Origin of the sequence: Lysinibacillus sp. A4, assembly GCF_024919535.1 — a bacterium.
Taxonomy (GTDB): Bacteria; Bacillota; Bacilli; order Bacillales_A; family Planococcaceae; genus Lysinibacillus; species Lysinibacillus capsici.
In genome coordinates this window covers 178,145-204,066 of record NZ_JANWTB010000003.1, presented here as the reverse complement: position 1 = coordinate 204,066, position 25,922 = coordinate 178,145, and the positions used below count along the sequence as shown (strand labels likewise).

General features: G+C 37.6%; 24 protein-coding genes, 1 riboswitch and 1 other annotated feature. Of the genes, 19 read left to right on the top strand and 5 right to left on the bottom strand.

Annotated elements, in window-relative coordinates; all coding sequences use genetic code 11:
• Nucleotides 1–7: 7 nt before the first annotated feature.
• The 7 genes from NY607_RS06330 (at nucleotide 8) to NY607_RS06300 (ending at nucleotide 6,134) form a co-directional block, all read left to right on the top strand.
• Nucleotides 8–328, top strand: coding sequence for a PTS lactose/cellobiose transporter subunit IIA (locus tag NY607_RS06330; protein WP_004226783.1), 321 nt, complete (start codon nucleotides 8–10; stop codon nucleotides 326–328).
• A 47-nt stretch (nucleotides 329–375) separates the two neighbouring features.
• Nucleotides 376–1,701, top strand: a complete 1,326-nt coding sequence (locus NY607_RS06325; RefSeq protein WP_237898299.1) for a PTS sugar transporter subunit IIC — start codon at nucleotides 376–378, stop codon at nucleotides 1,699–1,701.
• A gap of 24 nt (nucleotides 1,702–1,725) precedes the next feature.
• Nucleotides 1,726–2,808, top strand: a complete 1,083-nt coding sequence (locus NY607_RS06320; RefSeq protein WP_259419337.1) for a DUF871 domain-containing protein — start codon at nucleotides 1,726–1,728, stop codon at nucleotides 2,806–2,808.
• A 304-nt stretch (nucleotides 2,809–3,112) separates the two neighbouring features.
• On the top strand, nucleotides 3,113–3,874 hold the full coding sequence (locus tag NY607_RS06315) for a tRNA threonylcarbamoyladenosine dehydratase (RefSeq protein WP_048392126.1): 762 nt from the start codon (nucleotides 3,113–3,115) through the stop codon (nucleotides 3,872–3,874).
• 141 nt (nucleotides 3,875–4,015) lie between these two features.
• Nucleotides 4,016–4,402 (top strand): hypothetical protein, encoded by a 387-nt coding sequence (locus NY607_RS06310; RefSeq protein WP_237898297.1) that lies wholly within the window; start codon nucleotides 4,016–4,018, stop codon nucleotides 4,400–4,402.
• A 209-nt stretch (nucleotides 4,403–4,611) separates the two neighbouring features.
• On the top strand, nucleotides 4,612–5,130 hold the full coding sequence (locus NY607_RS06305; RefSeq protein ID WP_237898296.1) for a hypothetical protein: 519 nt from the start codon (nucleotides 4,612–4,614) through the stop codon (nucleotides 5,128–5,130).
• A 287-nt stretch (nucleotides 5,131–5,417) separates the two neighbouring features.
• Nucleotides 5,418–6,134, top strand: coding sequence for a hypothetical protein (locus tag NY607_RS06300; protein WP_237898295.1), 717 nt, complete (start codon nucleotides 5,418–5,420; stop codon nucleotides 6,132–6,134).
• A gap of 82 nt (nucleotides 6,135–6,216) precedes the next feature.
• On the opposite strand, the gene NY607_RS06295 is transcribed toward NY607_RS06300, so the two are convergent.
• Nucleotides 6,217–7,503 carry a replication-associated recombination protein A gene (locus tag NY607_RS06295; protein WP_237898294.1) on the bottom strand — a complete coding sequence of 429 codons (1,287 nt, stop codon included), beginning with the start codon at nucleotides 7,501–7,503 and terminating at the stop codon, nucleotides 6,217–6,219.
• A gap of 200 nt (nucleotides 7,504–7,703) precedes the next feature.
• Here NY607_RS06295 and cymR point away from each other — a divergent pair, with 200 nt between their 5' ends.
• The 5 genes from cymR to NY607_RS06270 all read left to right on the top strand — a co-directional run bounded on the left by cymR (nucleotide 7,704) and on the right by NY607_RS06270 (nucleotide 13,104).
• A complete protein-coding gene (cymR, locus tag NY607_RS06290; RefSeq protein ID WP_004226809.1) occupies nucleotides 7,704–8,123 on the top strand; it encodes a cysteine metabolism transcriptional regulator CymR in 420 nt (139 codons plus the stop codon).
• 275 nt (nucleotides 8,124–8,398) lie between these two features.
• Complete coding sequence (locus NY607_RS06285) at nucleotides 8,399–9,547, top strand: cysteine desulfurase family protein (protein ID WP_237898293.1); 1,149 nt, start codon at nucleotides 8,399–8,401, stop codon at nucleotides 9,545–9,547.
• A gap of 78 nt (nucleotides 9,548–9,625) precedes the next feature.
• Complete coding sequence (mnmA, locus tag NY607_RS06280; protein ID WP_259419336.1) at nucleotides 9,626–10,750, top strand: tRNA 2-thiouridine(34) synthase MnmA; 1,125 nt, start codon at nucleotides 9,626–9,628, stop codon at nucleotides 10,748–10,750.
• 74 nt (nucleotides 10,751–10,824) lie between these two features.
• Complete coding sequence (locus tag NY607_RS06275) at nucleotides 10,825–11,484, top strand: tetratricopeptide repeat protein (RefSeq protein ID WP_259419335.1); 660 nt, start codon at nucleotides 10,825–10,827, stop codon at nucleotides 11,482–11,484.
• Nucleotides 11,485–11,658: 174 nt separating this feature from the next.
• Nucleotides 11,659–13,104 (top strand): MDR family MFS transporter, encoded by a 1,446-nt coding sequence (locus tag NY607_RS06270; RefSeq protein ID WP_237898290.1) that lies wholly within the window; start codon nucleotides 11,659–11,661, stop codon nucleotides 13,102–13,104.
• Between the two features lie 88 nt (nucleotides 13,105–13,192).
• On the opposite strand, the gene NY607_RS06265 is transcribed toward NY607_RS06270, so the two are convergent.
• From NY607_RS06265 to hisA, 4 genes are all read right to left on the bottom strand, one after another.
• Nucleotides 13,193–13,942 (bottom strand): GTP pyrophosphokinase, encoded by a 750-nt coding sequence (locus NY607_RS06265; RefSeq protein WP_237898289.1) that lies wholly within the window; start codon nucleotides 13,940–13,942, stop codon nucleotides 13,193–13,195.
• Nucleotides 13,932–14,810 (bottom strand): putative peptidoglycan glycosyltransferase FtsW/RodA, encoded by an 879-nt coding sequence (locus NY607_RS06260; protein ID WP_237898288.1) that lies wholly within the window; start codon nucleotides 14,808–14,810, stop codon nucleotides 13,932–13,934. The genes NY607_RS06265 and NY607_RS06260 overlap by 11 nt, the downstream gene beginning before the upstream one ends.
• Nucleotides 14,811–14,941: 131 nt before the next feature.
• Nucleotides 14,942–15,229 carry a hypothetical protein gene (locus tag NY607_RS06255; RefSeq protein WP_048392136.1) on the bottom strand — a complete coding sequence of 96 codons (288 nt, stop codon included), beginning with the start codon at nucleotides 15,227–15,229 and terminating at the stop codon, nucleotides 14,942–14,944.
• Nucleotides 15,226–15,993, bottom strand: a complete 768-nt coding sequence (gene hisA / locus NY607_RS06250; protein ID WP_237898287.1) for a phosphoribosylformimino-5-aminoimidazole carboxamide ribotide isomerase — start codon at nucleotides 15,991–15,993, stop codon at nucleotides 15,226–15,228. The genes NY607_RS06255 and hisA overlap by 4 nt, the downstream gene beginning before the upstream one ends.
• Before the next feature lie 189 nt (nucleotides 15,994–16,182).
• Between hisA and recD2 the strand changes: the two genes are divergently transcribed.
• From recD2 to NY607_RS06215, 7 genes are all read left to right on the top strand, one after another.
• Nucleotides 16,183–18,615 (top strand): SF1B family DNA helicase RecD2, encoded by a 2,433-nt coding sequence (gene recD2 / locus NY607_RS06245; protein ID WP_237898286.1) that lies wholly within the window; start codon nucleotides 16,183–16,185, stop codon nucleotides 18,613–18,615.
• A gap of 123 nt (nucleotides 18,616–18,738) precedes the next feature.
• Nucleotides 18,739–20,172: a 4-hydroxyphenylacetate 3-monooxygenase, oxygenase component gene (hpaB, locus tag NY607_RS06240; protein ID WP_259419334.1), complete on the top strand. Its 1,434-nt coding sequence runs from the start codon at nucleotides 18,739–18,741 to the stop codon at nucleotides 20,170–20,172.
• 57 nt (nucleotides 20,173–20,229) lie between these two features.
• Nucleotides 20,230–20,395, top strand: a riboswitch (M-box (ykoK) riboswitch).
• Nucleotides 20,396–20,641: 246 nt separating this feature from the next.
• A complete protein-coding gene (gene corA, locus NY607_RS06235) occupies nucleotides 20,642–21,607 on the top strand; it encodes a magnesium/cobalt transporter CorA (protein WP_131520515.1) in 966 nt (321 codons plus the stop codon).
• 68 nt (nucleotides 21,608–21,675) lie between these two features.
• Nucleotides 21,676–21,891, top strand: a binding site (T-box leader).
• A gap of 87 nt (nucleotides 21,892–21,978) precedes the next feature.
• On the top strand, nucleotides 21,979–24,639 hold the full coding sequence (gene alaS / locus NY607_RS06230; RefSeq protein ID WP_259419333.1) for an alanine--tRNA ligase: 2,661 nt from the start codon (nucleotides 21,979–21,981) through the stop codon (nucleotides 24,637–24,639).
• Nucleotides 24,640–24,727: 88 nt separating this feature from the next.
• Complete coding sequence (locus tag NY607_RS06225) at nucleotides 24,728–24,994, top strand: IreB family regulatory phosphoprotein (RefSeq protein WP_004226839.1); 267 nt, start codon at nucleotides 24,728–24,730, stop codon at nucleotides 24,992–24,994.
• A gap of 2 nt (nucleotides 24,995–24,996) precedes the next feature.
• Nucleotides 24,997–25,413, top strand: coding sequence for a Holliday junction resolvase RuvX (gene ruvX / locus NY607_RS06220; protein ID WP_004226840.1), 417 nt, complete (start codon nucleotides 24,997–24,999; stop codon nucleotides 25,411–25,413).
• Nucleotides 25,414–25,431: 18 nt separating this feature from the next.
• Complete coding sequence (locus tag NY607_RS06215) at nucleotides 25,432–25,740, top strand: DUF1292 domain-containing protein (RefSeq protein WP_004226842.1); 309 nt, start codon at nucleotides 25,432–25,434, stop codon at nucleotides 25,738–25,740.
• Nucleotides 25,741–25,922 lie beyond the last annotated feature (182 nt).

The following is a 25,922-nucleotide window of genomic DNA, read 5'->3' as shown; positions in this document are numbered from 1 at the left end:
ATGGGGAATGGAAGATACAGCATTAATGGCATCCATTATGGGACTGATTGTGCATAGTGGAAATACGAAAAGTGAGTGTATGGAAGCTATTCAGCTAGCAAAAAAGGGGCAAATTGAGGCAGCAAAAGAAAAAATCAAATTAGCGAATGAGTCATTAATTGAAGCGCATCATGCTCAAACGGGGTTACTGTCTCAAGAAGCAAGGGGAGAAAAGGTAGAGGTTTCCATGTTATTAATTCATGCCCAGGATCATTTAATGAATGCTATTACTTTTCGAGATTTAGCACAGGAAATGATTGAGCTATATGAACGAATCCAAGGGGAGTAACATCAAATTTTGATGTTATCAATAAAAAGTAAAGGGAGTGTATGTGAGTGTTCCGTTTTTTAGAAGAAAAGTTTGTACCGGTTGCTGCTAGGGTTGGGAATCAGCGTCATTTAGTTGCCATTCGTGACGGATTTATTACGATTATGCCTTTAACGATTGTGGGATCTTTGGCTGTACTTATTAACAATTTGCCTATCAAATTTTATCAAAATACACTCGATGCCATTTGGAAACATGAGACATGGACTCAATTTGGCGGTAATATTTGGAGTGCTACATTTAATATCATTTCACTGCTACTTGCCTTTACTGTTGCTTATCATCTTGCTAAAAGTTATCAAAAAGATGGTCTGTCTGCTGGAGTAATTAGTCTATCAAGCTACATGACGTTTGGGACTTTCGGGGAAGGCGGATTAACCGGCTTAACAACAGGCACGGGTGGTATATTTATTGCTCTGATTGTAGCACTACTTTCTACAGAATTGTTTTGTAGATTGTCTGGCAATCCTAAACTACTAATTAAAATGCCAACTGGTGTACCACCAGCTGTTGCCAAATCATTTGCTGCGTTACTTCCTGCCATTATTACGATTGGAATATTTGCTTTAGTACGTACAATTATTTCAGCAGGTTTTGATATACCAGATATTGTCGGGTCCTTCTACTCTGCGATTCAAGAGCCATTTATGGGTCTAACAAATACATGGCTTGCTGCTTTAATTTTGGCATTTATACCTACATTTTTATGGACACTTGGCGTACATGGAGCAAATATCATCGAACCATTCATGCAAACGATTAATTTACCAGCTATTAATGAAAATGTTGCAGCAATCTCTGCTGGTAAAGTTGCGCCTTACATTGTCAATAAACCATTCTTTGATGCTTTTATTAATATGGGAGGCTCTGGCACAACAATAGCACTTATTATTGCGATTTTCATATTTGCGAGAAAGAATAAGCAATATAATACAGTTGGGAAATTATCCGCAGCACCTGGGATTTTCAATATCAATGAGCCATTACTTTTTGGGTTACCAATTGTATTAAATCCGGTTTTATTTGTTCCGTTCATTTTGACACCAATGATAAACGTAACAATTGCATTCTTTGCAACGAAATGGGGCTGGGTGCCAGCCGCTACCGTTTCACCGCCTTGGACAACACCGCCGATTATTAATGGTTTTTTAGCAACTCAATCTTGGCGTGGTGCAGTTTTGAGTATGGTTTTAATTGTCATCGCTGTTTGTATTTATCTGCCATTTATCTCAATGGCGAACCGTATGGCAAGGCAGAATGAGCAAAAAGCTGCTTTAGCGGCACAGAGTGAGGAATCTGTAGTGGAATCCAGAGGACAAAAAGTGGAAGTATAAGCGTCAATTAACGGAGGGTTTGAAGTGAAAAGATTAGGAATCTCGCTATATCCGCAGCATAGTACGCTAGAGGAGATGAAGCGCTATGTTCAACTGGCTCATGACAATGGCTTTGATCGTATATTCACATGCCTAATGTCATTAAAACAGGATGAGGAGCGTCAAAAATTACAACAAATCAACGAATTTGCGCAACGCCTTGGCTTTGATATATCCGCTGATATTGCACCAGGTATTTTTGATGATTTAGGCTTAACCTATAAGGATATTGGCTATTTAAAAGAACATTATTATTTGGCAGCCTTACGTTTAGATATGGGATTTTCAGGTCAAGAAGAAGCGTTGATGTCACTTGATGGGAGTCATCTAAAAATAGAATTAAACATTAGTAATGGTACGAAGTATGTAGATAATATTATCTCTTATCAGCCCAATAAAGAGAACATTATCGGCTGTCATAATTTTTATCCAAAACGCTTTACTGGGCTATCTCGTCAGCATTTTTTACAAACGTCACAGCACTTTAAAGCGCACAATGTGAGAACGGCAGCGATGATCTCCTCACAACATGGTCAATATGGACCTTGGGAGCAAACAGAGCACGGGTTACCTACATTAGAGGAACACCGTCATCTCCCAATCACTGTACAGGCGAAAGATTTATGGCATACAGGGTTAATTGACGATTGTATTATTGGCAATATGTTCGCTTCTAAGGAAGAACTACGTGCATTAGGACAATTAAATCGTAATAAGCTTGAGTTAAAGGTTGTCCAGTCTGAAGACACAAGTATTCTAGAGGAGACAATTCTTTATAAAGAGCCTCATTTTAATCGAGGTGATGTGTCTGAATACGTGATTCGAAGCACCCAATCCCGTGTGAAATATAAAAATGGAGATTTTCCTGTGCATGATATACGGCCATTAAAAAGAGGAGATGTCACGATTGATAATAATTTAGATGTTCGTTATAAGGGAGAGCTACAGATTGTGCTAAAGGACATTCCGAATACAGGATCGAGTAATGTCGTAGCTAGCATTGTAGAGGAAGAACTATTTTTATTAACATGCATTCAACCATGGGCATCATTTGGTTTTACAAAGTAAAGAAGAGTGAGAAAGAGATTGAGTCATCAATCTCTTTTTCTTTATGTGGTTGAGCATAATGTTATCTAAGATTTACCTAATTAAATTAACTAATTTTTAAAGTGCTATTTTACCATATATTGAACTAAAAGGGATGAAATCTTTTTATGGATTATTATCTCAGAGGATTTAAGTAGACAATTTTGACTTTTTCTTTATATTTTTATCTTGAACAATAACATGATAAAATGTAAGATAGGTTTTGATTTTATCTTAGTATATAACTAGGTTTACTAATAAAATTTCATAGATGGAGAGTGTCAGGATGTTACATCAATTTTCACGTAACGAGCTCGCAATAGGAACAGAGGGTCTCGAGAAATTAAAAAATACAACGGTTGCCATTCTTGGCGTGGGTGGTGTTGGTTCATTTGCTGCTGAGGCATGTGCACGAAGCGGAATCGGCCGTATTATTCTAGTCGATAAGGACAATGTAGATATCACAAATGTCAACAGACAACTTGTTGCATACTTATCAACAGTTGGTCAATCAAAATCAGCTGTCATGAAAGAGCGTATTGCAGATATTAACCCAGCATGTGAAGTGATTGACATGCACATGTTTTATACGGAAGAAACCTATGAAGAATTTTTTGCACAAGGTATTGATTATGTGATCGATGCAAGTGATACAGTGATGTATAAAATTCATATAATGAAGGAATGTTTAAAGCGTAATATTCCTATTATTTCAAGCATGGGTGCAGCAAATAAAATGGACCCTACTCGCTTCCAAATTGCAGATATTTCAAAAACACATACAGACCCATTGGCTAAAATCATTCGTACTAAGCTACGTAAAGAAGGAATTCATAAGGGTGTTACGGTTGTATTTTCAGATGAAAGTCCAATTGTCGTACGTCCAGATGTTGTCGAACATGTAGGTAAGCCTGATGCAGCAATTCGTAAAGCAAAGATGCCACCTTCATCTAACGCTTTTGTACCGTCGGTAGCAGGTTTAATTGCAGCAAGCTGGGTAGTCAATACCATCCTAAAAGATGTGAAAATTACGCGCGTACAAGGTTAATACCAAGTACGGTGCTTTGGTAATAGTCAAAAAACAGCATAAATGTTCATTTTCGTAGAAGTAGCTGCCTTAATTGTCTTTAGAGGTAGCTACTTTTTCTATGTTACAATTAGACCGTTGTAAAAAAGGAGGCGTATACAAATGGAAAAAATTTATCAAATGGCGTATAGAGGTTTAAATCTTTTTGACGAGATTAGTACAGTAGAGTTAGCTATAGATGAAGAAAACCAAACTATACATATTTTTGATGTTGGACAGGTTGTCAGCCCCATTTTTAATTTTGATGTATCAGCCTACGAATTGTCAGATGGTTTTTATAAAATGGCCGATGTTCTGCGACACAAAAAAATCTTAACGAATCAACAAGCAGGTAGTGATTTAACATTAAGTGAATGGTTAATTATGAACAATGCTTATTTTTATATACCTCAAAAGCGCATTAAAAAATATGTGCATGGAAGTATTATTGAAATTATCGATCGAGCAAACGAACCATGCTTATTTGAGGATTATGTACAAAGGGTATAATTTTACCAAAATAGTTCCTCTTATGTACATAAAATGCTATTAATTCACGAAATTGTCTTATTTTTTTCATGTCCACACTACTTCAGATGGTTTATTGCTATAATTTGAATCATCCATTAGATAATCGATCTGTTTGTTTGGGATGCTTGGTGCTACTCAGTGAATAGCCAGGAAGCTAAACAGCAAATGACATATGGGAGAGTGGGAAAATGGAAATTCAAGTAATTCGTGATCATTTAGATATTGTTAAACTTCAAGAGAAAATGAATGCCATTGTATTTGACTATTTGGATACATCCAACAACTATCCGAAAGCCATGAGAGAATTGAATCCTTTATATATACAAGTCACTACCTATTATAAGGAATATGTTAATCAACGGGCAGGGGAATTACCAAAAGCAAATACGTATTGGCATTTATTTATCGATTGTTGTGCAAAATTATGCTACTTTTTAGCTGCATCGACCTATTATTCTTCGAATGCTTTGCAAGAAACACCTGAAAAAGTAGAGCATTTATTAAAAATAGCAGCGTATTCCTTACCGAGTATTGAGCAGGAAGAGAATGAGCAATTATTAGAAGATATCATGGCTCTTTTAACTGAAGTGCTAGAGGATGAAGAAAAAGCAACAAACATACGCAACGAGGTGCTGTCACAAAAAGGTGAAGTGAAGCAATGTCTTCAACACTTTAAATTATTTGTGGATCAAGAACTTCCAGCATAGACCTTAGACAATAATAGACTATCTATTTTCTGAAAATAGCCTATACGTCAAGAATCTACGTAACTAATAGGAATTGAATCAGTCTTTCTACAATGTTCGATTGGAAAGAGAGTGATTTACTTGCCTTTTTTAGTAGCGTGGATTCTTTTTTAGTTGTAGGGAAAGTAAAAAGACATATTTTCTAGAAAGGTATTTATGTTTTTTTGTCGAATTATAGTTAAAAAATGGGTAATAGATATGCTCACTCTGCTTAACGCTGTAAAAACTTATGGGAAGGGGGCTAAGCAATGATTGTAAATGGAATAGAAATAGATTTGGCGAATTTGGAAAATCCGCTTTTATTAGTTAGTGAGGAAGATGAACTTTTATTTCTACAGCTTATCCAACCGACAATTGAGCAGGAGCTTATTCAATGTCAATTAGCGCTCTCAACAAGGAAATCTATTTCATTGGTCAAAGATATTTGGTTGGCTATGTATAGAGATCGAGAAAAGCTGTACATCAATAGCGGTCATGCCATGCTTTATCCAATACGTTTAATTCTTTTTGAACTAGTCACACAAGCAGAATATTTCCAACGCTTAGCAAAAAAATCACGTGGCGATGAATGTCTTTCCCTTATGTATGCAGTCATTCTTTTGCAATTTGTCTTGCAATGGTTAAAAGATCGATTTAGTGGAAATAAAGAGGTATATGGTGCATTAAAACGGTTATACAGAGTGTCGGATGATGAATTAAGTAAGGAGCCCTCCTGTGAAACAAGAGAACAAAAAATTGCACAAGCAATTGCTGTAAAAGCAATTCGCTTTGAGGTAAGAGAAAACAGTCAAGAGTTCGCGAGCTTGTTGTATCAGTCGTATAATTTGATTGTTTTTTTGCATAGTAAGGCAAATGAAGGAGATGTGAAAGAATCCATCTTGCCATCACTTCGACATTTGGCAGAACCATTAAATTTGTTTTATCAAGAACGATATACGACAAATAACCCGAGCTTTACGGGATGATTGCTAGAGCAGCCCATCCTGTTGTTATATAAAAAGCAAAGTCATTTCAATTACTTAAGATAGTGACTTTGCTTTTGTTTTATTATTTCTTATCATGAAATGATTTTAGTTTGTCGTAGATGCCAGCCATGCGCTTTTCCTCACCAGCAATAACAGGTTTGTAGAATTCAGTTCCTACAAGTTCGTCTGGCAAATATTGTTGGTCTACCCAACCACCAAAAGTACCAATTGGTGTGTTATGAGGATATTGATAGCCAACGTGTCCTAAATCTTTTGCACCCTCGTAATGAGCATCTCGCAAATGATGAGGTATATCACCTGTTTTGCCTTCATGAATAGCTTTAATGGCAGCATCAATTGCCACAATGGCTGAGTTGGATTTTGAGGCAAGGCACATTTCAATGACAGCACTCGCAAGTGGGATACGTGCCTCTGGTAATCCTAGTCGTTCTGCTGCTTGAATAGCAGCTAATATATGAGGTCCGACGTCGGGATTAGCTAGACCAATATCTTCATAGGCCATCACAAGTAGGCGTCTGCTGACAGCCACTAAATCACCTGTTTCCAATAAATGCGCTAAATAATACAGAGCAGCATTAGTATCACTGCCACGCACAGATTTTTGCAGGGCTGATAGTAAATTATAAAAATGTGATCCTTTTTTATCACCATACACACCAATTCGACTAATGAGATGTTCAATGACATGGTCGGCAGCAACCGTTTGTCCATCCACCTCATCACTGGCATAGTAAATGGATTCTAGCAAAGTTAATGCCTTTCGTGCATCTCCGTTTGCTGCGGCTGCAATTTGTTCAATTTGTGATGGTGTTAAGGCAAAATGATATTTACCTAGTCCCCGTCTTTCATCAGCCAGTGCTTTTTCAACTAGTTCGATTAAATTTTCCTTCGTTAAGCGTTTCAGCTGGTAAATTTCGCCACAGCGCGAACGAATTGCTGGATTAACATCATGATATGGATTTTCTGTCGTGGCACCAATTAATACAATTGATCCATTTTCTACATGTGGTAACAGCGTATCCTGCTGTAATTTATTGAAACGGTGAATTTCATCTAAGAAAAGTATTACTTTCCCTGAAATTCTGGCTTCCTGTACAATATCTTCCACATCTTTTTTGCCAGCTCGTGTGGCATTAAGTGCGAAGAAAGGGAGCTTGGAACTTCCTGCAATGGCATTGGCAATGGATGTTTTACCGATTCCAGGTTCTCCATATAGCAACATAGAAGGGACATGTTCATTTTGAATCATTTTATAAAGGGCTGTGTTGGGACCAATGAAATCCTGATGACCAACAATCTCATCAAGGGTCAAAGGTCGCATTCGAAAAGCGAGTGGTTCATTGTGCAAAATAACTTCCCCTTTCTGTCGTTGTCATTTTGTTTCATACATTTTTTACGCTAAAATAAAGCACTCATATGGATTTTGAACGATTTTGAATCGCTTTAATTAGTATATCATATCCTTCTAGGTGTATTTCCGAGTTCATCAAGAGGAGATTATGATATACTGTTGGTAGTATTTTGACTAGACTAATTGAGGGTGATAAAATGAAAATTTCAACAAAGGGCCGTTATGGGCTTACAATTATGATTGAATTAGCAAAGCATTATGGGGAAGGGCCAATTCCCTTGCGTAAAATTGCGGCGGAAAAGGAGCTTTCAGAGGCATATTTAGAGCAATTAGTATCTCCGCTTCGTAATTCAGGCTTAGTAAAAAGTGTACGTGGTGCTTATGGTGGTTATATGCTAGCAAATCCACCTAGCGAAATTTCAGCAGCCCATGTTATTAGTGTGCTAGAAGGGCCGATTCAACCAGTAGAGGGTATTGAAAATGAAGAAGCACCTCAGCGTGAGTTATGGCTACGTATTCGCGATGCAGTAAAAAATGTGTTAGATACAACGACAATTGAAGATTTAGCACAGTATACAGAAGAAAATGTAGTGGAAGGCTACATGTTCTATATTTAAAATAGTTTAAGCTAAAGCGCTACTCCTGCATTCACTTCATCTTTATGGGAGATTGTGAACTATTCACATCCCAATGACTATTTTTACGATGAGTGATGTGGGTTTTGTGCTTTTATCTCGATTCAGCAATGTTTTTGTACTAAAATGAACCACTAAGTACGGAAGACTCCCCACTTATAGAGGAGCGAAGAACACTTGTATTATTTTGCAAGCATTAACTGAATCAAGCGAAAGCCTCTGGCGGATGTCACAGAGTTTAAAAAGGAGTTTTCAACATGAATTCATATATCTATCTCGATCATGCGGCCACATCTCCAATGAATGGCCAAGTAATAGAAGCGATGACGACTGCTATGCAAGAGGTTTTTGGCAATGCATCGAGTATTCATAAAGCAGGTCGAGAAGCAAGGAAATATCTAGATGATGCACGTGAGCTATTGGCGAAATCAATTGGTGCGCAAGCAGGGGAAATTATTTTCACAAGTGGTGGCACAGAAGCTGATAATATGGCAATTTTAGGAACTGTCTATGCCCGTGCAAATGAAGGAAAACACATCATTACAACGCAAGTAGAGCATCATGCAGTATTACATACGTGTGAAAAACTTGAACGTGATGGCTTTGAGGTGACCTATTTACCTGTCGATCAAAGAGGGCGTGTCGCGGTTGAGGATGTCCAAAAAGCCCTTCGTGATGATACCATTTTAGTAACAATTATGTATGGAAATAATGAAGTAGGAACGATTCAGCCAATTGCTGAAATTGGCGCGTTATTGCGTGAGCATAGTGCCATATTCCATACAGATGCGGTTCAGGCTTATGGCTTAGAGTGCATTGATGTAAATGAATTACAGGTGGATTTATTAAGTGTATCTGCTCATAAAATCAACGGTCCAAAAGGTGTTGGATTCCTTTATCAAAAAGCAGGAACACCGTTAGCAAGTTATGCTCTTGGGGGCGCACAAGAGAAAAAACGTCGTGCAGGTACTGAAAATATACCTGCCATTATTGCTTTTGCGACTGCAGTGCAAGTTGCAAATGAGTTGCGTGAAGAAAAGCGTTCACTATACAATCACTTTAAGCAAATTATGCTTGCTGTTTTTTCACAGGAAAAGCTAGCATTCCATGTAAATGGTGATGAGGTGTATTCGTTGCCTCATGTCTTAAATATTAGCTTTGCAGGCATGGAGGTAGAATCATTTTTAGTGAACCTTGATATGGCAGGTATCTATGTTTCGAGTGGTTCGGCATGTACTGCAGGATCGATTGATCCTTCTCATGTGTTAGTAGCAATGTTTGGACAAAGTGCAGAGGAGCTACGGAATTCAATCCGATTCAGCTTTGGGCAGGGTTTAACGGAAAAGGATATACAAGATGCAGCAGAAAAAACGGCTCAAATTGTGAAAAAACTAGCTAAAAAATAATTTGCAAAATACTTATGTTATGTTTCGTTAAAATATGGAAACATAAACTGTAATTAGATAAAAGAAAAGGTGACCACAATGAAAGAAACACGTGACCCCTCTCAAATTCGAGTTGTTGTCGGCATGTCAGGTGGGGTAGATTCATCGGTGGCGGCATACTTGTTAAAACAACAAGGGTATGAAGTAATCGGGATCTTTATGAAAAACTGGGATGATACAGACGAAAACGGTGTTTGTACGGCAACGGAAGATTATGACGATGTAATAAAAGTATGTAATCAAATTGGTATCCCATACTATGCTGTCAATTTCGAGAAACAATATTGGGATAAAGTTTTCACATACTTTTTAGAAGAATATAAAGCAGGGCGTACACCAAATCCTGATGTTATGTGCAATAAAGAAATTAAATTTAAAGCATTTTTAGAGCATGCCATGAACCTTGGTGCTGATTATTTAGCGACAGGTCACTATGCACGAATTGATCGTAATGGTGATGGTGAAGTTAGAATGTTACGTGGCGTTGATGATAATAAAGATCAAACATACTTTTTAAATCAATTATCGCAAGAGCAATTGGCGCATGTAATGTTCCCAATTGGTGATATAGAGAAAAAAGAAGTACGAAAAATTGCAGAAGAAGCTGGCCTTGCTACGGCAAAGAAAAAAGATTCAACAGGCATTTGCTTTATCGGTGAACGTAATTTCAAGGAGTTCTTAAGTCAATATTTACCAGCGCAACCTGGGAAAATGGAAACAATGGATGGCGTTGTAATGGGCCAACACGATGGTTTAATGTACTATACACTTGGCCAACGACACGGGCTTGGTATTGGTGGGGATGGCGAGCCTTGGTTTGTGCTAGGAAAAGATTTAGCACGTAATGTTCTACTTGTTGGACAAGGCTTTGACAATGAATATTCGTATTCAACATCATTAACAGCTGTGAAAATGAGCTATACTTCGACAAAAAAATTGCCTGGGAAATTTTCTTGCACCGCAAAATTCCGTTATCGTCAAACTGATACACCAGTAGAAGTTGAAATTTTACCAGATGGGCGTGCACACATTACATTTGCAGAACCTGTACGTGCAATTACACCTGGCCAAGCTGTAGTACTATACAATGGAGAAGAGTGTATGGGTGGCGGAACGATTGATGAAGTCTTTAAACGTAATGAAAAACTAACATATGTTGGATAAATTGCGTTAAGACTGCTTTTATGGCCTCTTGGCTTCCTAAAAGCAGTCTTTCGCTACATAGAGGTGAAGAACAAATGAATTATAATGAACAGGGCATCCAAGCATTTCAAGAAAAACGTTATGAGGATGCTGCTCAACTATTTACAAAAGCAATAGAGGCAGAGCCTGAAAATGCTATTGGGTATGTAAATTTCGGCAATTTATTAGCCGTATTAGAGGATACTGAACGCGCAGAACGTTTCTTCCAAAAGGCAATCACTGTAGATGAATCAGCAGCTACAGCCTATTACGGTCTAGCGAATTTATATTACAATGCTGAACGCTATGCCGAGGCTGTGAAGCTATATGAGCAAGCGCTAAAACATCATATTGAAGGTGCCGATGTCTATTATATGATGGGGAAATGCTTTGAACGGTTGGATAACCCAAAATTGGCATTACCATATTTACAACGTGCGGTAGAAATTGCTCCAGAGGATACACAGATTCGTTTAGCCTATGCGATAGTGTTATGTGCATTAGAAATGTTTGAGGAAGGGAAGCAGGAACTGGATCTTTTGGTTGAACAGGATTGGAATAATGCAGATGCACATTATAATTTAGGCGTACTATATGCCGTGTCTACTGAACAAACAGAGGATGCAATGTATCATTTGAAACAAGCCTTTACCTTACAACCTGAATATGACCAAGCACGTTATATTTACGATATGATTGCTCAACGATTTAACTGATAGATAATAAGCAGCGAGTGAATGTTGATTAACATTCTTGCTGCTTTTTTATTGATTTTTTCTAGTAAAACATAAAAACATCGTTTATTTTTTTCATAAATTGAATCCCTTTCTCTTTTAATTCTAGTTCAAACTTGGTAATGTATGTCATGCAGGAAAGGAAAAGGTGACAGAATGAATAAAGTATTTATTGCACTATTACTTGTAACAGCACTCGCTGCAATTGAGGGAACTATTGTTAGTACTGCTATTCCGAGTATAACAGCTGATTTATTAGGCGTAGACTTAATAAGCTGGATTTATTCTGCTTATTTACTAGCTTCAGCCATAGCGGCGATTATTTTTGGTAAATTAGCCGATTTATTTGGGCGTAAACGGATGATTATTACAGGTATCATTATTTTTTTAGTAGGTTCTATGTTATGTGGTTTAGCTCAATCCATGGAGCAATTAATTGTTTTTCGAGCAATTCAAGGTATCGGCGCAGGTTCAATTTTGCCGATTACATTAACAATGGTGGGTGAATTGTTTAAGACTGAAAAAGAGCGTGCCAAAGGACAAAGCTATTTAAGTATGGTATGGGGCGTTTCTGGTGTAGTAGGTCCGTTATTTGGAGGCTTTATAGTTGACCAAGTATCTTGGCATTTTATTTTCTTCATTAATGTACCGTTTGGTTTAGCCTCTATTTATTTAATTGCTAAACATTATAAAGAACAACTAGAGGCAGTGAAGCGTAAAATTGACTACCTAGGTGCAGTGTTTTTTACAATTGGCATGGTTGCGTTACTATTTGTTATTATCGAAAACAGTAAAACACAAACCTGGTTATCAGGTCAATCGCTGTTAATGTACGGTGTTGCTCTTGTATTCTTAAGTATTTTTATCTGGGTGGAGTTACGAGCAGAGGAGCCAATTATTCCGTTAACACTGTTTAAAAATGGACGACTAATGGTCATTAATGCATTAACTTTAAGCGGTATGTCTATTGTCATTGGTGTAACTGTTTATATTCCTATATTTGCTCAAAGTGTTTTAGGCAAAAATGCAACGCAGGCTGGTTTATTATTAACACCAATGTCTATTTTTTGGACGGTGAACTCGATTATGGCAGGTTATTTAATCGGTCGTTTAACAAATAAACGCATTATCCAAATGGGTACGATTTTACTTGTTACGGGTACACTATTGTTGGCAAGACTATCTTCAGATTCTAGTGATTTCAGCGTTTATTTCGCCTCATCGTTAATAGGGCTTGGGATGGGCTTTATTATGCCGATGTTGATGATTTCCATACAAAAGGTGGCAGATCCAAAGCAGCTTGGTATTTCAATTGGTTTGAACTCTTTTACAAATACATTTAGCCAAGCGATTGGTGCAGCGCTATTCGGTATGATTTTCAACCTAGCAACGAGTGAAAAAATGGCTTCATTAGGAAAAGGTGAAATTCAATTAAACGGTGAATTTGCAAAAGGTGGGTTTAATTTAGAAGAAGTAAGCTTTTTAAAGGACACTATCGCGAATGGCGTCAGTTATGTATATATAGCTACCTTTATTTTTGCTATTGGTGCACTTATTTTCTCCTTTTTTGTAGCAACGAAATCCACAAGGAAGGCGCAATAGCAACTAATAGTAAAATCCACCTCACATTCTGTGGTCAAGCAGCATGTGAGGTGGGTTTTTTATTTGATGACTAAACCATAGCATAATTTTACTTTTTGAATAGAGCGTCATCCATTATTTTATTGCCAGGTAGTTCCGTTAAGTATTTCGCTAAATGTGCGATGGGGGTACTGTCTAGCAATGAAGGCTCGGCTTCATTTTCTTTTAAAATATTGATTTCCTTATTCAGTCGCTCCATTTTTCGATCTAATTCAGCTGCTTGTAGCGCGGCTTCCTTTAATTCATGTCGAATATGCTCAGGTACTTCTTTGTTATACTTATAATAAATTTTGTGTTCTAAGCTTGCCCAGAAATCCATTGCAATTGTACGAATTTGGATCTCTGTATAGACCTTTTCCATATGGTCTGACATAAAGATAGGAATTTTAATAATGAGATGTAAGCTTTGGTAGCCATTTTCTTTTGGATTGGCTATATAATCCTTCACCTCAACAACTTCTATGTCATGCTGTGCTTGTAACATGGCGCTTACCTTGTAAATATCCTCCACGAAGGAACAGGTGATGCGAGCACCAGCTATATCGCGGATATTTTCACGCACAGCTTCTATCGATGGAGGAAGCTCTTTTTTCATCATCTTCGTTAAAATACTTTTAGGTGATTTTACACGTGTAGATACATGCTCAATTGGATTATATTCATGAATTAACTTAAATTCTTCTTGTAATATATTAATTTTCGTTTCCACTTCCTGTAGAGCAAATTTGTAAGCTAAAAAGAAGCGTGTTAATTCAGTTTGAAATGATTTTAAAGTGTTTACTTCTAGTTCAGTTTTCATCGTTTGTAAATCCTTTCTTTTCGGTTTGTTCAATTTTTATTTTTTGTATAGCTGTGATGGCAATGAGATAGCCAATAATTGGTGAAATGCCATAGCCCATAATAGGCATAGGAAAATGACCCGCGAATGTGACAAGGATTGTCATTAGAAAATATAAGCCTAAAGCTAATGACAAGGTATCTTTTTTCCATGGGATAAAGAATGGATAAATTAACAATAGGAGTGCTAAAACACCTAAACAAAGAAAAATACTGCCCATATCAGCCACTAAAAAAATAATTTGCTCGACATATGGGACTGGAGCTAAATGATCAAGAAAAATCCATGATGCGATGACAAAAAAAGCTAATAAGAGTAGTGAAATGTACTTCCAAATGGAATTTTCTATAGCTCTCCACAAAATAATGGTGGATGCACTAGCGAACGCAGTGATTTGCCCTGCATCAGGTTGCAATAATAATATACCTTCTATGAGGAACATGAATCCTATCATGAATGATAAATTTTTATTGATTGAAAGCGTCCATAAATTAATAATTAATATAGGCAAACAAATACTAGCTATATAAAAATTAAAAGGACCGAAAGTTATCCATCGATGGACACCCTCTATACCATTAAACCAAAAGGGCATAATGAGTAAAAAGATTAAAAAAGTTAGAATAGAAAGAGGGCTAATATCTAAAAATTTAAAGGTATTTTTTGTTGACATAACATAGCAAAAACTAATGCCAACAACCCAGATGAACATGTTCTGTATCCAAATATGAAAGCCTACGCCATAGGAGATCATGGTGATCATCCCTATTAGAAGAGCAGGGAGCATAAAAAAATAAGGAAGGAAATTTTGAGTATGTAGATTAGTCACGTAAACCTCCTATGGTTATGCTATACAATATATAACTCACATAACAATGAAAAGGTTTCATAAATAGGGGTAAGGAAGAATGCAGAAGAGGATTTAAGGTTAAAACAAAGGGAACCATCTGTCCCCCTGTTTTAACTAATAATTTCAGCATTTAAGTTATAGCGCTTATTAAACTCATCAACGAAAATTTGTAAATCAATATAGGTTCCGATATAAGGCTCTGTTTCTTGATCGCGTAAGAACCCACATGTTGCCTTCAGTGATTTTGAAAATTCCAGTAACATTTGTTCGTTGTCAAGTTGCACATGAATCGCAAGAGAATGATCTTTTTTATTCACTTTAAAATACTTACCATCTATAATTCTCTCTAAATTTGTTTCTTGAAATGGAAAAACATAATCTTTATAAATAAGCTTCACAAGATCCCGCCTTTTTTACAATATTCGACTACATCTGTATAAGGTAAATCGCCACCAAAAATTGAGAGCGCACTTCCAATGGTTACATGAAGTTTTCCATGGGCTAATTGATTAAATTTTTCTAAGTCTTCGATTGAACGAACGCCACCTGCATAGGTAGTTGGAATAGATGTCCAGTCAGCTAAATCCTGTACCAGGCTTTCCTGCATGCCACCCTTTTTTCCTTCAACATCGACAGCATGTATTAACAGCTCATCACAAAAATCTTCAATATAGGCAATCGATGCAGCATTAACTTCGAAATGACTAAATGTAGTCCATTTATCTGTCATGACAAACCACTTCCCGTCACGCATCTTACAACTAAGATCGATGACAAGGTGTTCTTTACCAATTAATTGATTTAAACGCTTTAAACGCGCTAAATCGAGCTGACCATCATGAAAAATATAGGATGTGACAATGACATGCGAAGCACCTGCGTCAATATATTTTTGAGCATTGTCAGCCGTAATACCACCACCTATTTGCAAGCCTTGAGGATAGGTTGTTAAAGCGGATATGGCAGCTTCTTCATTACCAGAGCCTAGCATAATAACGTGTCCACCTGTTAAACGATCTTGGGCAAACATTTGTGCATAGTAGCTAGCGTCATGTTGAGAAATAAAGTTTTCTATAACTGCTTGATTTGTATATCCCAAAGTGCTGCCCACAATTTGCTTTACTTTGCCATCGTGTAAATCGATGCAAGGTCTAAATTCCAATAATTTCACAATCCTTCCGTGCAACTAATTCATATTAATCATAGCATGGAACGGAGGATAAAGGCAGAGAATTGTCATTTGTCAAAATAATGTAAAAATAACGAAGTGAATATATTTTTGTCTGCGATATTTTCATGTGGCTATGGTAAAATAAAAAGATTGAAAACTATAAGAAAGGACGGACCGAACATGACAGATCATTTAGATTTATTTGAACTCAATAAATTTTTTATACTCGGACGTCCGATCGTCTCTATCTTTCATAATGCGCAAAATATGTATTCGATTGTACGTGTGAAAATTCAAGAGACGAATTTGCAATATGAAGATAAAGAGATTATTGTTGTAGGTTATTTTCCCCCACTACAAATGGATGAACAATATCGATTTACTGGTATTTTAAAACAGCATCCTAAATACGGCGCTCAATTTCAAATTGAGACATTTACAAAAGAGGTACCAGCAACCGAGCAAGGAATTATTCATTATTTATCTAGTGATCTCTTTGTAGGGATCGGGAAAAAAACAGCTGAAACGATTGTTGAAAAACTAGGTGCTAATGCACTCCGTGTTATTTTAGAAGATCCCAGTGCCCTCGATGCTGTTCCACGTCTATCTGCTGAAAAAAAAGAAGTCATTCACCGCACCATTGAGCAAAACTTAGGCTTAGAGCGGGTCATGATTCAATTGAATGAGTGGGGATTTGGTCCACAGCTTGGGATGAAAATTTACCAAACCTATCGAACAGAAGCCATTGAATTACTGACAGAAAATCCATACCGCTTAATTGAAGATGTGGAAGGGGTAGGTTTCTTTCGAGCTGACGAGCTAGGTGCGAAATTGGGTATAACTGGTAAACACCCTGATCGTGTCAAAGCAGCGATTTTACATATTTTAAATACAGCAGCTTTATCGGATGGACATGTTTATCTAGACGCAGAACATGTTTTACCGCTCGTTAAGGAAATGCTTGAACAAAGCCAACGACAGGAGATACCATTCGAGGATATTTCTCAAGCCTGTATCGGTCTCCGTGAAGAAGGCAAAATTTGTGGTGAAGAGACAAGGTTATATTTACCGTCACTCTATTTTTCAGAGGTAGGGATTGCATCGAAAATCTTATCGCTTATCGAGCGAAATAATAAGGCTGAACATTTTAGTAAAGATGAAATTCGAAAAGCCATTGGAGAAACAGAGGAGCTACTCAATGTTACCTATGCAGAAACACAAGCGAATGCCATCGAACAGGCTTTAAATTCAGCTGTTATGATTTTAACGGGTGGTCCTGGTACGGGGAAAACCACTGTTGTACGGGGAGTTGTGGAAGTTTATGCAAAGCTTCATGGCTTATCCTTAAATCCAAAAGAGTATGCTCAAAAAGAGGAGCCTTTTCCGATTATTCTTTGTGCACCAACTGGACGTGCTGCTAAACGATTAGCCGAATCAACAGAGCTTCCTGCGATGACCATTCATCGACTGCTCGGTTTTACAGGGCAAGAAAAAGAGGAAGAAACAGAGCGTGAAGTGACAGGTAAGTTGATTATCGTGGATGAAATGTCCATGGTTGATACATGGCTTGCCCATCAATTATTAAAGGCTTTACATGAAGATGTTCAAGTTGTCTTTGTTGGAGATCAGGATCAGCTTCCACCAGTAGGTCCAGGACAGGTGTTAAAGGATCTATTAGCATCCAAGCAGCTACCAACTGTCGAGCTAACAGATGTTTACCGACAAGCAGAAGGCTCGACGATTATTGAACTTGCCCATCAAATAAAAAAAGGAACGATTCCACAAGAGTTAACAGCTAAAACCTCTGATCGTTCGTTTATAAAGGCTTCAGCCGATCAAGTTGCCAACGTTGTTACACAGGTTGTCAAAAGTGCTGTCGCAAAGGGCCAGGAAATCCGTAATATTCAAGTGTTGGCGCCCATGTATAAAGGACCAGCTGGGATAGATAATTTAAATAAAATGATTCAGGAGCTAATTAACCCAAATGATACTGGCACACGAAAAGAGCTAGTTTTTGGGGATGTCACCTATCGAATAAAGGATAAAGTGCTTCAGCTTGTCAATCAACCTGAAAGCAATGTCTTTAATGGAGATATGGGTGAGGTCATTAGTATTATTAAAGCGAAAGAGACGGTCGAAAAACAAGATTTACTGATCGTATCCTTTGATGGCATTGAGGTGACCTATCAACGAAGTGATCTCAATCAATTGACACTAGCTTATTGTTGCTCCATCCATAAATCACAGGGCTCTGAGTTTCAAACGGTCATTATGCCAGTGGTTAGAGGGTATTCCAAAATGTTACGGCGTAACCTTTTATACACAGGTATTACACGTGCTAAAAACTTTTTGATTTTATGTGGTGAACCAGATGTGCTTGCGGATGGTTTACAGCGTACAGATGACCTTCAGCGTTTCACCTCTTTACGTGCAAGACTTAACCCAATGGAAATTGAGGAAGAACTTGTGGAAGTCGAGGCAGTGCCAGTAGAAAATGAAGGGATGCAGGAGCCGGTTTCCATTGAACCAAAGCTAACAGTAGAAACAGCCCCTTATATTCATCCAATGATTGGTATGAATGATGTCTCTCCATATGATTTTTTGGATGACTAAAATATATATTCCCGATTAGACTGTCTAATCGGGTTTTTCTAATTGATGTATCGTCACCTAATATTTGGACATTTCATATACTAGATGAGTACAAAAACATAGGGAATATATAGGGGTGACAGCATGCCGATAATGACAGGGCAGCAGTATATTGAACGAATTGATGCTTTAAAAACGTATATTTCGATAGATGGGAAAGTCGTGACAGGAAAGGTGTCAGAACATCCTGCCTTTAAAGGAATTATCCAGAGTCAAGCGAAACTTTTTGATTTACAACATCAAGAGGCACTTCTTGAAAAAATGACCTATGAATCGCCAACTAGTAAACAGAAAGTTGGCATGTCATTTCTTCAAGTATTGACGCCAGAAGATCTTGTGAAAAGGCGCCAAGCGGCAAGGGAATGGGCATTATCTTCTCAAGGCTTTATGGGGAGAAGCCCTGATTATATGAATACAACATTAATGGCCCTTGCATCAGCGTCAGATTTTTTAAAAGAGAAGCCAAATTGTTTCCCAGAGCATTTGCTAAAGTTCTATGAGTATGCTCGCGAGAATGATATTACGATGACACATACCTTTATCGAACCACAGGTAAATCGCAAGCGCTTTTACTATGAGGATGAAGAAGTAACCATTGCAGCTAAAATCATTGGGAAAACAAGTGAGGGCTTAATCATTAAAGGGGCAAGATTACTAGCGACACAGGGTGGCATCACAGATGAGCTTCTTGTTTTATCGACAAATGGCTATGATGAAGGAAAAGGTTTCGGGTTTTCTATTCCAAGTAACACGAAAGGCTTAAAGTTTTTATGCCGGCAATCATTTGTAGGGGGAGATTCTACCTTTGATTATCCGTTAAGTGCACGTTTTGAAGAAATGGATGCAATCGTTGTGTTTGAGGATGTAGTTGTCCCCTGGGAACGAGTATTTTATTACGAAAATGTTGAAGTAGCCAATCAATTTATGAATGTTAGTGGCTTCCAAGCGTATACTTTGCATCATGTGCTGTCACGTCAAATTGCTAAGACGGAATTCATCTTAGGGGTTGTACAAATGATTGTGGATTCCATAAATATTGGGGATTACCAACATGTCCATCAAAAAGTGGTAGATGTCATCGTAGCATTAGAAACGATGAAAGCATTGCAATTAAAATCAGAAATTGAGGCACAAAGGGATTCCTTTGGCTTTATCAGACCAGACCAATCAACATTACAGGTCGCTATTCATATCTTCCCGAAAGTATATCCTACCTTTACAGATATCATCCAGCAACTGGGAGCAAGTGGATTAATGTCTATACCGAGTGCAAAAGCTTTTGCAACGGATGACGGTGATCTTGAACATTATTTGCAATCATTCAAAGACAAAGGAGAAGAGCGAGTAAAGAAATTCCGTTTAGCTTGGGATTTAACGATGAGTAGTTTTGGCACAAGACAGACATTGTACGAACGCTTTTTCTTTGGTGATCCTGTACGTTTATCTAGCCTGCTTTATCAATCTTATCAACGAGAGCATCTAGTGCAAAGAGTGGAAGACTTTTTGAAAAATGAATGATAGAAAGTTTGACAGTTGTGAAACTATCCGTTATCATTTACAGGAATAAAAAAATAAGACTCCCTTCGTTAGGTGAGGCTCCTATGCTGGAGATACGCTACTACCCAAAAATGTCGAGAGACGCCAATGGGTCAACAGAAATCATCGAAATAAGGTGTTTTTTAACGTAGCTGGACATATTCCTATGCCGCATAGTGCTAAAACTCAACGTTTGAAGGTAACAAGCATGCAATGTATTTTATTGCTATTTTTTTGATATGTGTATTCAACACGCCTTCATTCGTCGAAGGCGTGTTTTTGTTATGGAAGGAAGGTGATGAGAAATGGATAGTAGTCCTGAACCGAATAAGTATCATTTAGGCAAACGGAAACACATAAAAAGTCATCGATTTCTGATCACCGATGCAGACAAAGGGTGATTCAGGATGACCTTTTGTTTCCCTCAATAACAAACACGAGGTGAAATGCAATGATTAAAATCCACTATTATAATAGCTGCAGTAAGACAGTCCAACATGATTTCAATATGATTGATTTACAACTCCCTATTCATAACGAAGATTTATTATGGGTAGATTTATATGCTTATAGTTATAATGAATTGAATAATATAGCTGATGTATTTGGCTTTCATCCACTCGCAGTTGAAGATTGCTTACATGAAGGCTCACGTCCAAAAATGGATAGTTATGGTGATTATAAATTTTTTGTGCTCCATGCACCAATTTATAATGAGAAAAGTAACAATGAAATTACAACCGTTGAGTTAAATATTTTTATGGGACCAAACTATATTGTGACTGTGCATAAACAAAAGTTGCAATGGCTAGGAAAAATGGAAAATGTTTGTGTTAATAGCCCAAGATTTTTGGAAAAGGGTACTGATTTTTTATTGCATACAATTATTGACGGTATTACAGACGAATACTTCCCAGTATTAGAACGAATTCGCGCACGTATAGATGAACTAGAAGAAGAAATTTATGATTATCAACCAAAAGTGGTGACAGAGGAATTTCTTGCATTGAAGCGGACAATTATTTTAATTCGTCAGGCCATTATGCCACAAAGAAGAATTTTTTCTACAATCAATGGCCAGTGGAAATTTGATATTCAAGAAGAAAATATTCCATTCTATAAAGATTTGAATGACCATCTAGAGCGTATTGTCGACTCCACAGAGACATATCGCGATTTAGTGAACAGCACGCTTGATACGTATTTTTCAATTATCAGTGGGAAATCCATTGAAAAGCTGAATTTATTAACGGTCATTTCGACAATTATGTTACCACTATCAGTAATTACTAGTTTTTTTGGAATGAATGTACCTTTGCCTTATCAAGATACCCCTTATACAACTATTGCAATTAGCGCCTTCTTAGTTATCTTTACATGGGGTATGTGGATATATTTCAAAAAAATGATTGCTTAGTTAGTGTTAGTCATACTAGTACTAATTGACAGCGCAATAGATTTTTTTTATAATTTTCGATAGAAAAAGTAAAAACGATGATGGAAAAAGTACGTATTTGTGTGTGCACAAGAAAGGGATTTCTAGGCTGAAAAAATCCTCACAACAGCAAATGCCGAAAGCTACTCCAGAGTGCAGCTAATCCCTGCCGTTCACTGACGTTACAAGTGCTAAAGAGGTAAGTAAGGTTTTTACTTACAACTAGGGTGGTACCGCGAGACTAATGACAAGTCCTCGTCCCTTTTTGGGGATGAGGGCTTTTTTTATTTTCTTCGGTAAATCGCAGGATTCGTATCGTGATTTTACAATATAAAATAGGAGGAATTTATCCAATGAAAGCAGTAGATATTCGCCGTATGTATTTGGAATTTTTTAAAGAAAAGGGGCATCATCATGAGCCATCAGCACCACTTGTGCCAATAAATGATCCATCACTTCTTTGGATCAACTCAGGTGTTGCAACTTTGAAACCATATTTTGATGGCCGTATTATCCCTGATAATCCACGTATTACAAATGCTCAAAAATCGATTCGTACCAACGATATTGAAAACGTTGGGAAAACAGCTCGACACCATACATTCTTTGAAATGTTAGGAAACTTCTCTATTGGTGACTACTTTAAAAAAGAAGCAATTCATTATGCTTGGGAGTTTTTAACAGATAAAAAATGGATGGGCTTTGATCCAGCATTATTATCCATCACGATTCACCCAGAAGACCAGGAAGCATATGATGTTTGGCATCAGGAAATCGGTATTCCAGAAGAACGTTTAATTCGTTTAGAAGGGAACTTCTGGGATATAGGAGAAGGCCCATCTGGTCCGAACTCAGAGATTTTTTATGATCGCGGCGTAGAATACGGCTCAGATGAAAATGACCCTGAAATGTATCCAGGAGGAGAAAATGAGCGTTACCTAGAAATTTGGAACCTTGTGTTCTCTCAATTTAACCATAATCCTGATGGCACTTACACGCCACTACCAAAGCAAAATATTGATACAGGTATGGGCTTAGAGCGTATTGTGTCCGTCGTGCAAAATGTACCAACAAACTTTGATACTGATTTATTTATGCCAATTATTGAAAAAATCGAGGAGTTTGCCAATCGTAAATATAAACGACCTGGCGAAGTAGACTTAAATGAAATCTTTGGCTCAGATGAAGATATTAATACACCATTTAAAGTGATTGCAGACCATATCCGTACAGTAGCATTTGCTATAGGCGATGGTGCCCTGCCTTCAAATGAAGGCCGTGGCTATGTATTACGTCGCTTACTACGTCGTGCCGTTCGCTATGCTAAACAAATTGGTATTGAAAAACCATTTATGTTTGAACTTGTACCAACTGTGGGTAAAATTATGGAAGACTTCTATCCAGAAGTTACAGAGAAATGCGAATTTATTCAACGTGTCATTAAAAATGAAGAAATTCGTTTCCACGAAACATTAGATGGTGGTTTAGCTATCTTTAATGAAGTAGTGGAATCTCAAAAAGCAGCTGGTCATGATTACATCCCAGGAGCAGATGCTTTCCGTTTATATGATACGTATGGTTTCCCAATCGAGCTAACGGAAGAATATGCAGAGGAAGTAGGCATGAAAGTAGATCATGAAGGTTTTGAGGCAGCGATGGAAGAGCAACGTGAACGCGCGCGTGCTGCACGACAAGATGTTGATTCGATGCAAGTCCAGAATGAAGTATTAGCAAACTTAACGGTTGCAAGTGAATTTGTTGGCTATGATACGTTAAGTGTTAATACTGAAATCGCTGCAATGATCGTCAATGGTCAAGTTGCGAAAGTCGCTTCTGAAGGTCAGGAAGCATTGGTTATTTTAGCGAAGACACCATTCTACGCTGAAATGGGTGGTCAAATTGCTGATAGTGGTACTATTTCAAATGATAGCTTTACGGCTGTTGTAAAAGATGTTCAAAAAGCACCGAATGGTCAACCGCTTCATACAGTAGTAGTTGAATCTGGGGAAATGCATGTGGAAGATGCAGTGCAAGCAGTGGTCAATCGTGATGACCGTAATTTAATCATTAAAAACCATACGGCAACACATATTATGCAACGTGCATTAAAAGATGTGCTAGGTGATCATGTGAACCAAGCTGGATCATATGTAGGACCTGATCGTTTACGTTTTGATTTCTCTCACTTTGGTCAAGTTACAAAAGAAGAATTACAGCAAATTGAACGTATTGTAAATGAAAAAGTGTGGGATGATATAGAGGTCATTATTGAAGAAAAAGGCATTGATGAAGCAAAAGCAATGGGTGCTATGGCATTATTCGGTGAAAAATATGGAGATGTTGTACGTGTAGTATCCATCGGAGATTATTCGATTGAGCTATGTGGTGGTATCCATGTTAAACGCTCTTCTGAAATTGGCTTCTTTAAAATTGTTTCAGAAGGTGGTATCGGTGCAGGTACTCGTCGTATTGAAGCTGTTACAGGAAAAGTTGCTTATGAAGCAGTAAAAGAAGAAGAAGCATTATTAAATGATGCAGCAGCATTATTAAAAGCAAATGCTAAAGATATTGTTACAAAAGTACAGGCATTACAAGCAGACTATAAAGAATTACAACGTGAAAACGAAGCATTATCTCAAAAAATCGCCAATGCACAGGCAGGGGCAGTTGTTGATGCCGCTCAAACAATTGGAGATGTGACAGTGCTATCTACAAAAGTGGAAGCGAAGGATAACAATCAACTCCGTCAAATGATGGATGACCTGAAAGCAAAAATGCCAAAAGCAGTCATTGTTCTTGGAGCAGTTGATGGTGAAAAAGTTATGTTATGTGCTGGTGTTTCAAAAGAATTAGTTGGTGGCAATTACCATGCAGGGAATATTGTGAAAATGGTTGCGGAAGCATGTGGTGGTAAAGGTGGCGGTCGTCCAGATATGGCGATGGCAGGTGCAAAAGATGCATCAAAACTTGATGAAGCACTACTTTCTGTGTATGATTATGTTAAATCCATTTAATTAATTCACCAAAACATGTTATAATAAAGAGAAATTGGAGATGAGCTTGTTTGCACATCTCCTTATTTCTGAAAGCGAGGTGCTGGTCATGAGTTCATTTGATCAAACGATGAAATTTAATTTTCCAGAAGAATCAATGGAACAGGAAGTCAAGCAGGTAATGTTGAAAGTTCATTCTTCATTAGAGGAAAAGGGATATAACCCTATCAATCAGATTGTTGGTTACTTACTTTCTGGTGATCCGGCGTATATTCCTCGCCATCAGGATGCTCGTAATTTAATTCGCAAGCTTGAGCGTGACGAAATTCTAGAGGAGCTTGTTAAATTTTATATCAAAAAGAATAACGAGGACTAGAAATGAGAATTATGGGATTAGACGTTGGGTCAAAAACTGTGGGTGTTGCTGTAAGTGATGCACTTGGTTGGACCGCCCAAGGTATTGAAACCGTAAAAATTGATGAAGCTAATGGTGAGTTCGGTATTGACCGTATCGCTGAGCTAGTAAAGGAATATACTATAACAGAATTTGTTGTAGGTTTTCCAAAAAACATGAATAATACGGTTGGACCGCGTGGAGAGGCTTCTGAAAACTATAAAAAGCTATTAGAAGAGCATTTCTCACTACCGGTCAAATTATGGGATGAACGTTTAACGACGATGGCTGCTGAACGTATGCTGATCGAAGCGGACGTGAGTCGCAAAAAGCGCAAGCAGGTCATTGATAAAATGGCAGCTGTGATGATTTTACAAGGCTACTTAGATAGCAAAAATTAATTGATGAGGTGACAATGCATGGCACACGAGCATAACCATGAAGAAGAACTACATGTTCAACACATTACAGTGATTGACGAAAACGGAAACGAGCAGCTTTGTGAAGTGATTCACGTTCATGAATCTCCAGAGTTTGGCAAATCATATGTGTTTTACTCAATGGTAGGCGCAGAGGAAGATGAAGATGGCTCAGTTGAAATCTTTGTATCTTCATTTGTACCATCTGAAAATGGTGAAGATGGTGAATTAACACCAATCGAAACTGAAGCAGAGTGGGATATGGTAGAGGACGTTTTAAACGCTTTAGAGGATGAAAACGAAGACTAATCTTCTAACTCAAAGCTTGGAACAAGGATCGCAGCTTGCAGTCCTTGTTCCTTTTTTATTGAAGCTTTTCTAATGTAGAAGGATTGTTAAATTGAAGAATGAATGCATTGTAGATGTGTGAATTTGATCCACAATTGTTGAGAAACGTTCATAAAGTTTGTGGATTCGCTTAGAAATAGAGT

Bases quoted from the DNA above. Each gene is read 5' to 3' on its own strand.
- NY607_RS06215 (WP_004226842.1), top strand. From the start codon at position 25,432: ATGGCACACGAGCATAACCATGAAGAAGAACTACATGTTCAACACATT.
- NY607_RS06330 (WP_004226783.1), top strand. From the start codon at position 8: ATGGAAGATACAGCATTAATGGCATCCATTATGGGACTGATTGTGCAT.
- NY607_RS06310 (WP_237898297.1), top strand. From the start codon at position 4,016: ATGGAAAAAATTTATCAAATGGCGTATAGAGGTTTAAATCTTTTTGAC.
- NY607_RS06300 (WP_237898295.1), top strand. From the start codon at position 5,418: ATGATTGTAAATGGAATAGAAATAGATTTGGCGAATTTGGAAAATCCG.
- NY607_RS06285 (WP_237898293.1), top strand. From the start codon at position 8,399: ATGAATTCATATATCTATCTCGATCATGCGGCCACATCTCCAATGAAT.
- corA (WP_131520515.1), top strand. From the start codon at position 20,642: ATGATTAAAATCCACTATTATAATAGCTGCAGTAAGACAGTCCAACAT.
- NY607_RS06265 (WP_237898289.1), bottom strand. From the start codon at position 13,942: ATGAAAACTGAACTAGAAGTAAACACTTTAAAATCATTTCAAACTGAA.
- mnmA (WP_259419336.1), top strand. From the start codon at position 9,626: ATGAAAGAAACACGTGACCCCTCTCAAATTCGAGTTGTTGTCGGCATG.
- NY607_RS06315 (WP_048392126.1), top strand. From the start codon at position 3,113: ATGTTACATCAATTTTCACGTAACGAGCTCGCAATAGGAACAGAGGGT.
- NY607_RS06225 (WP_004226839.1), top strand. From the start codon at position 24,728: ATGAGTTCATTTGATCAAACGATGAAATTTAATTTTCCAGAAGAATCA.
- recD2 (WP_237898286.1), top strand. From the start codon at position 16,183: ATGACAGATCATTTAGATTTATTTGAACTCAATAAATTTTTTATACTC.
- cymR (WP_004226809.1), top strand. From the start codon at position 7,704: ATGAAAATTTCAACAAAGGGCCGTTATGGGCTTACAATTATGATTGAA.
- NY607_RS06275 (WP_259419335.1), top strand. From the start codon at position 10,825: ATGAATTATAATGAACAGGGCATCCAAGCATTTCAAGAAAAACGTTAT.
- NY607_RS06270 (WP_237898290.1), top strand. From the start codon at position 11,659: ATGAATAAAGTATTTATTGCACTATTACTTGTAACAGCACTCGCTGCA.
- hpaB (WP_259419334.1), top strand. From the start codon at position 18,739: ATGCCGATAATGACAGGGCAGCAGTATATTGAACGAATTGATGCTTTA.
- alaS (WP_259419333.1), top strand. From the start codon at position 21,979: ATGAAAGCAGTAGATATTCGCCGTATGTATTTGGAATTTTTTAAAGAA.
- ruvX (WP_004226840.1), top strand. From the start codon at position 24,997: ATGAGAATTATGGGATTAGACGTTGGGTCAAAAACTGTGGGTGTTGCT.
- NY607_RS06305 (WP_237898296.1), top strand. From the start codon at position 4,612: ATGGAAATTCAAGTAATTCGTGATCATTTAGATATTGTTAAACTTCAA.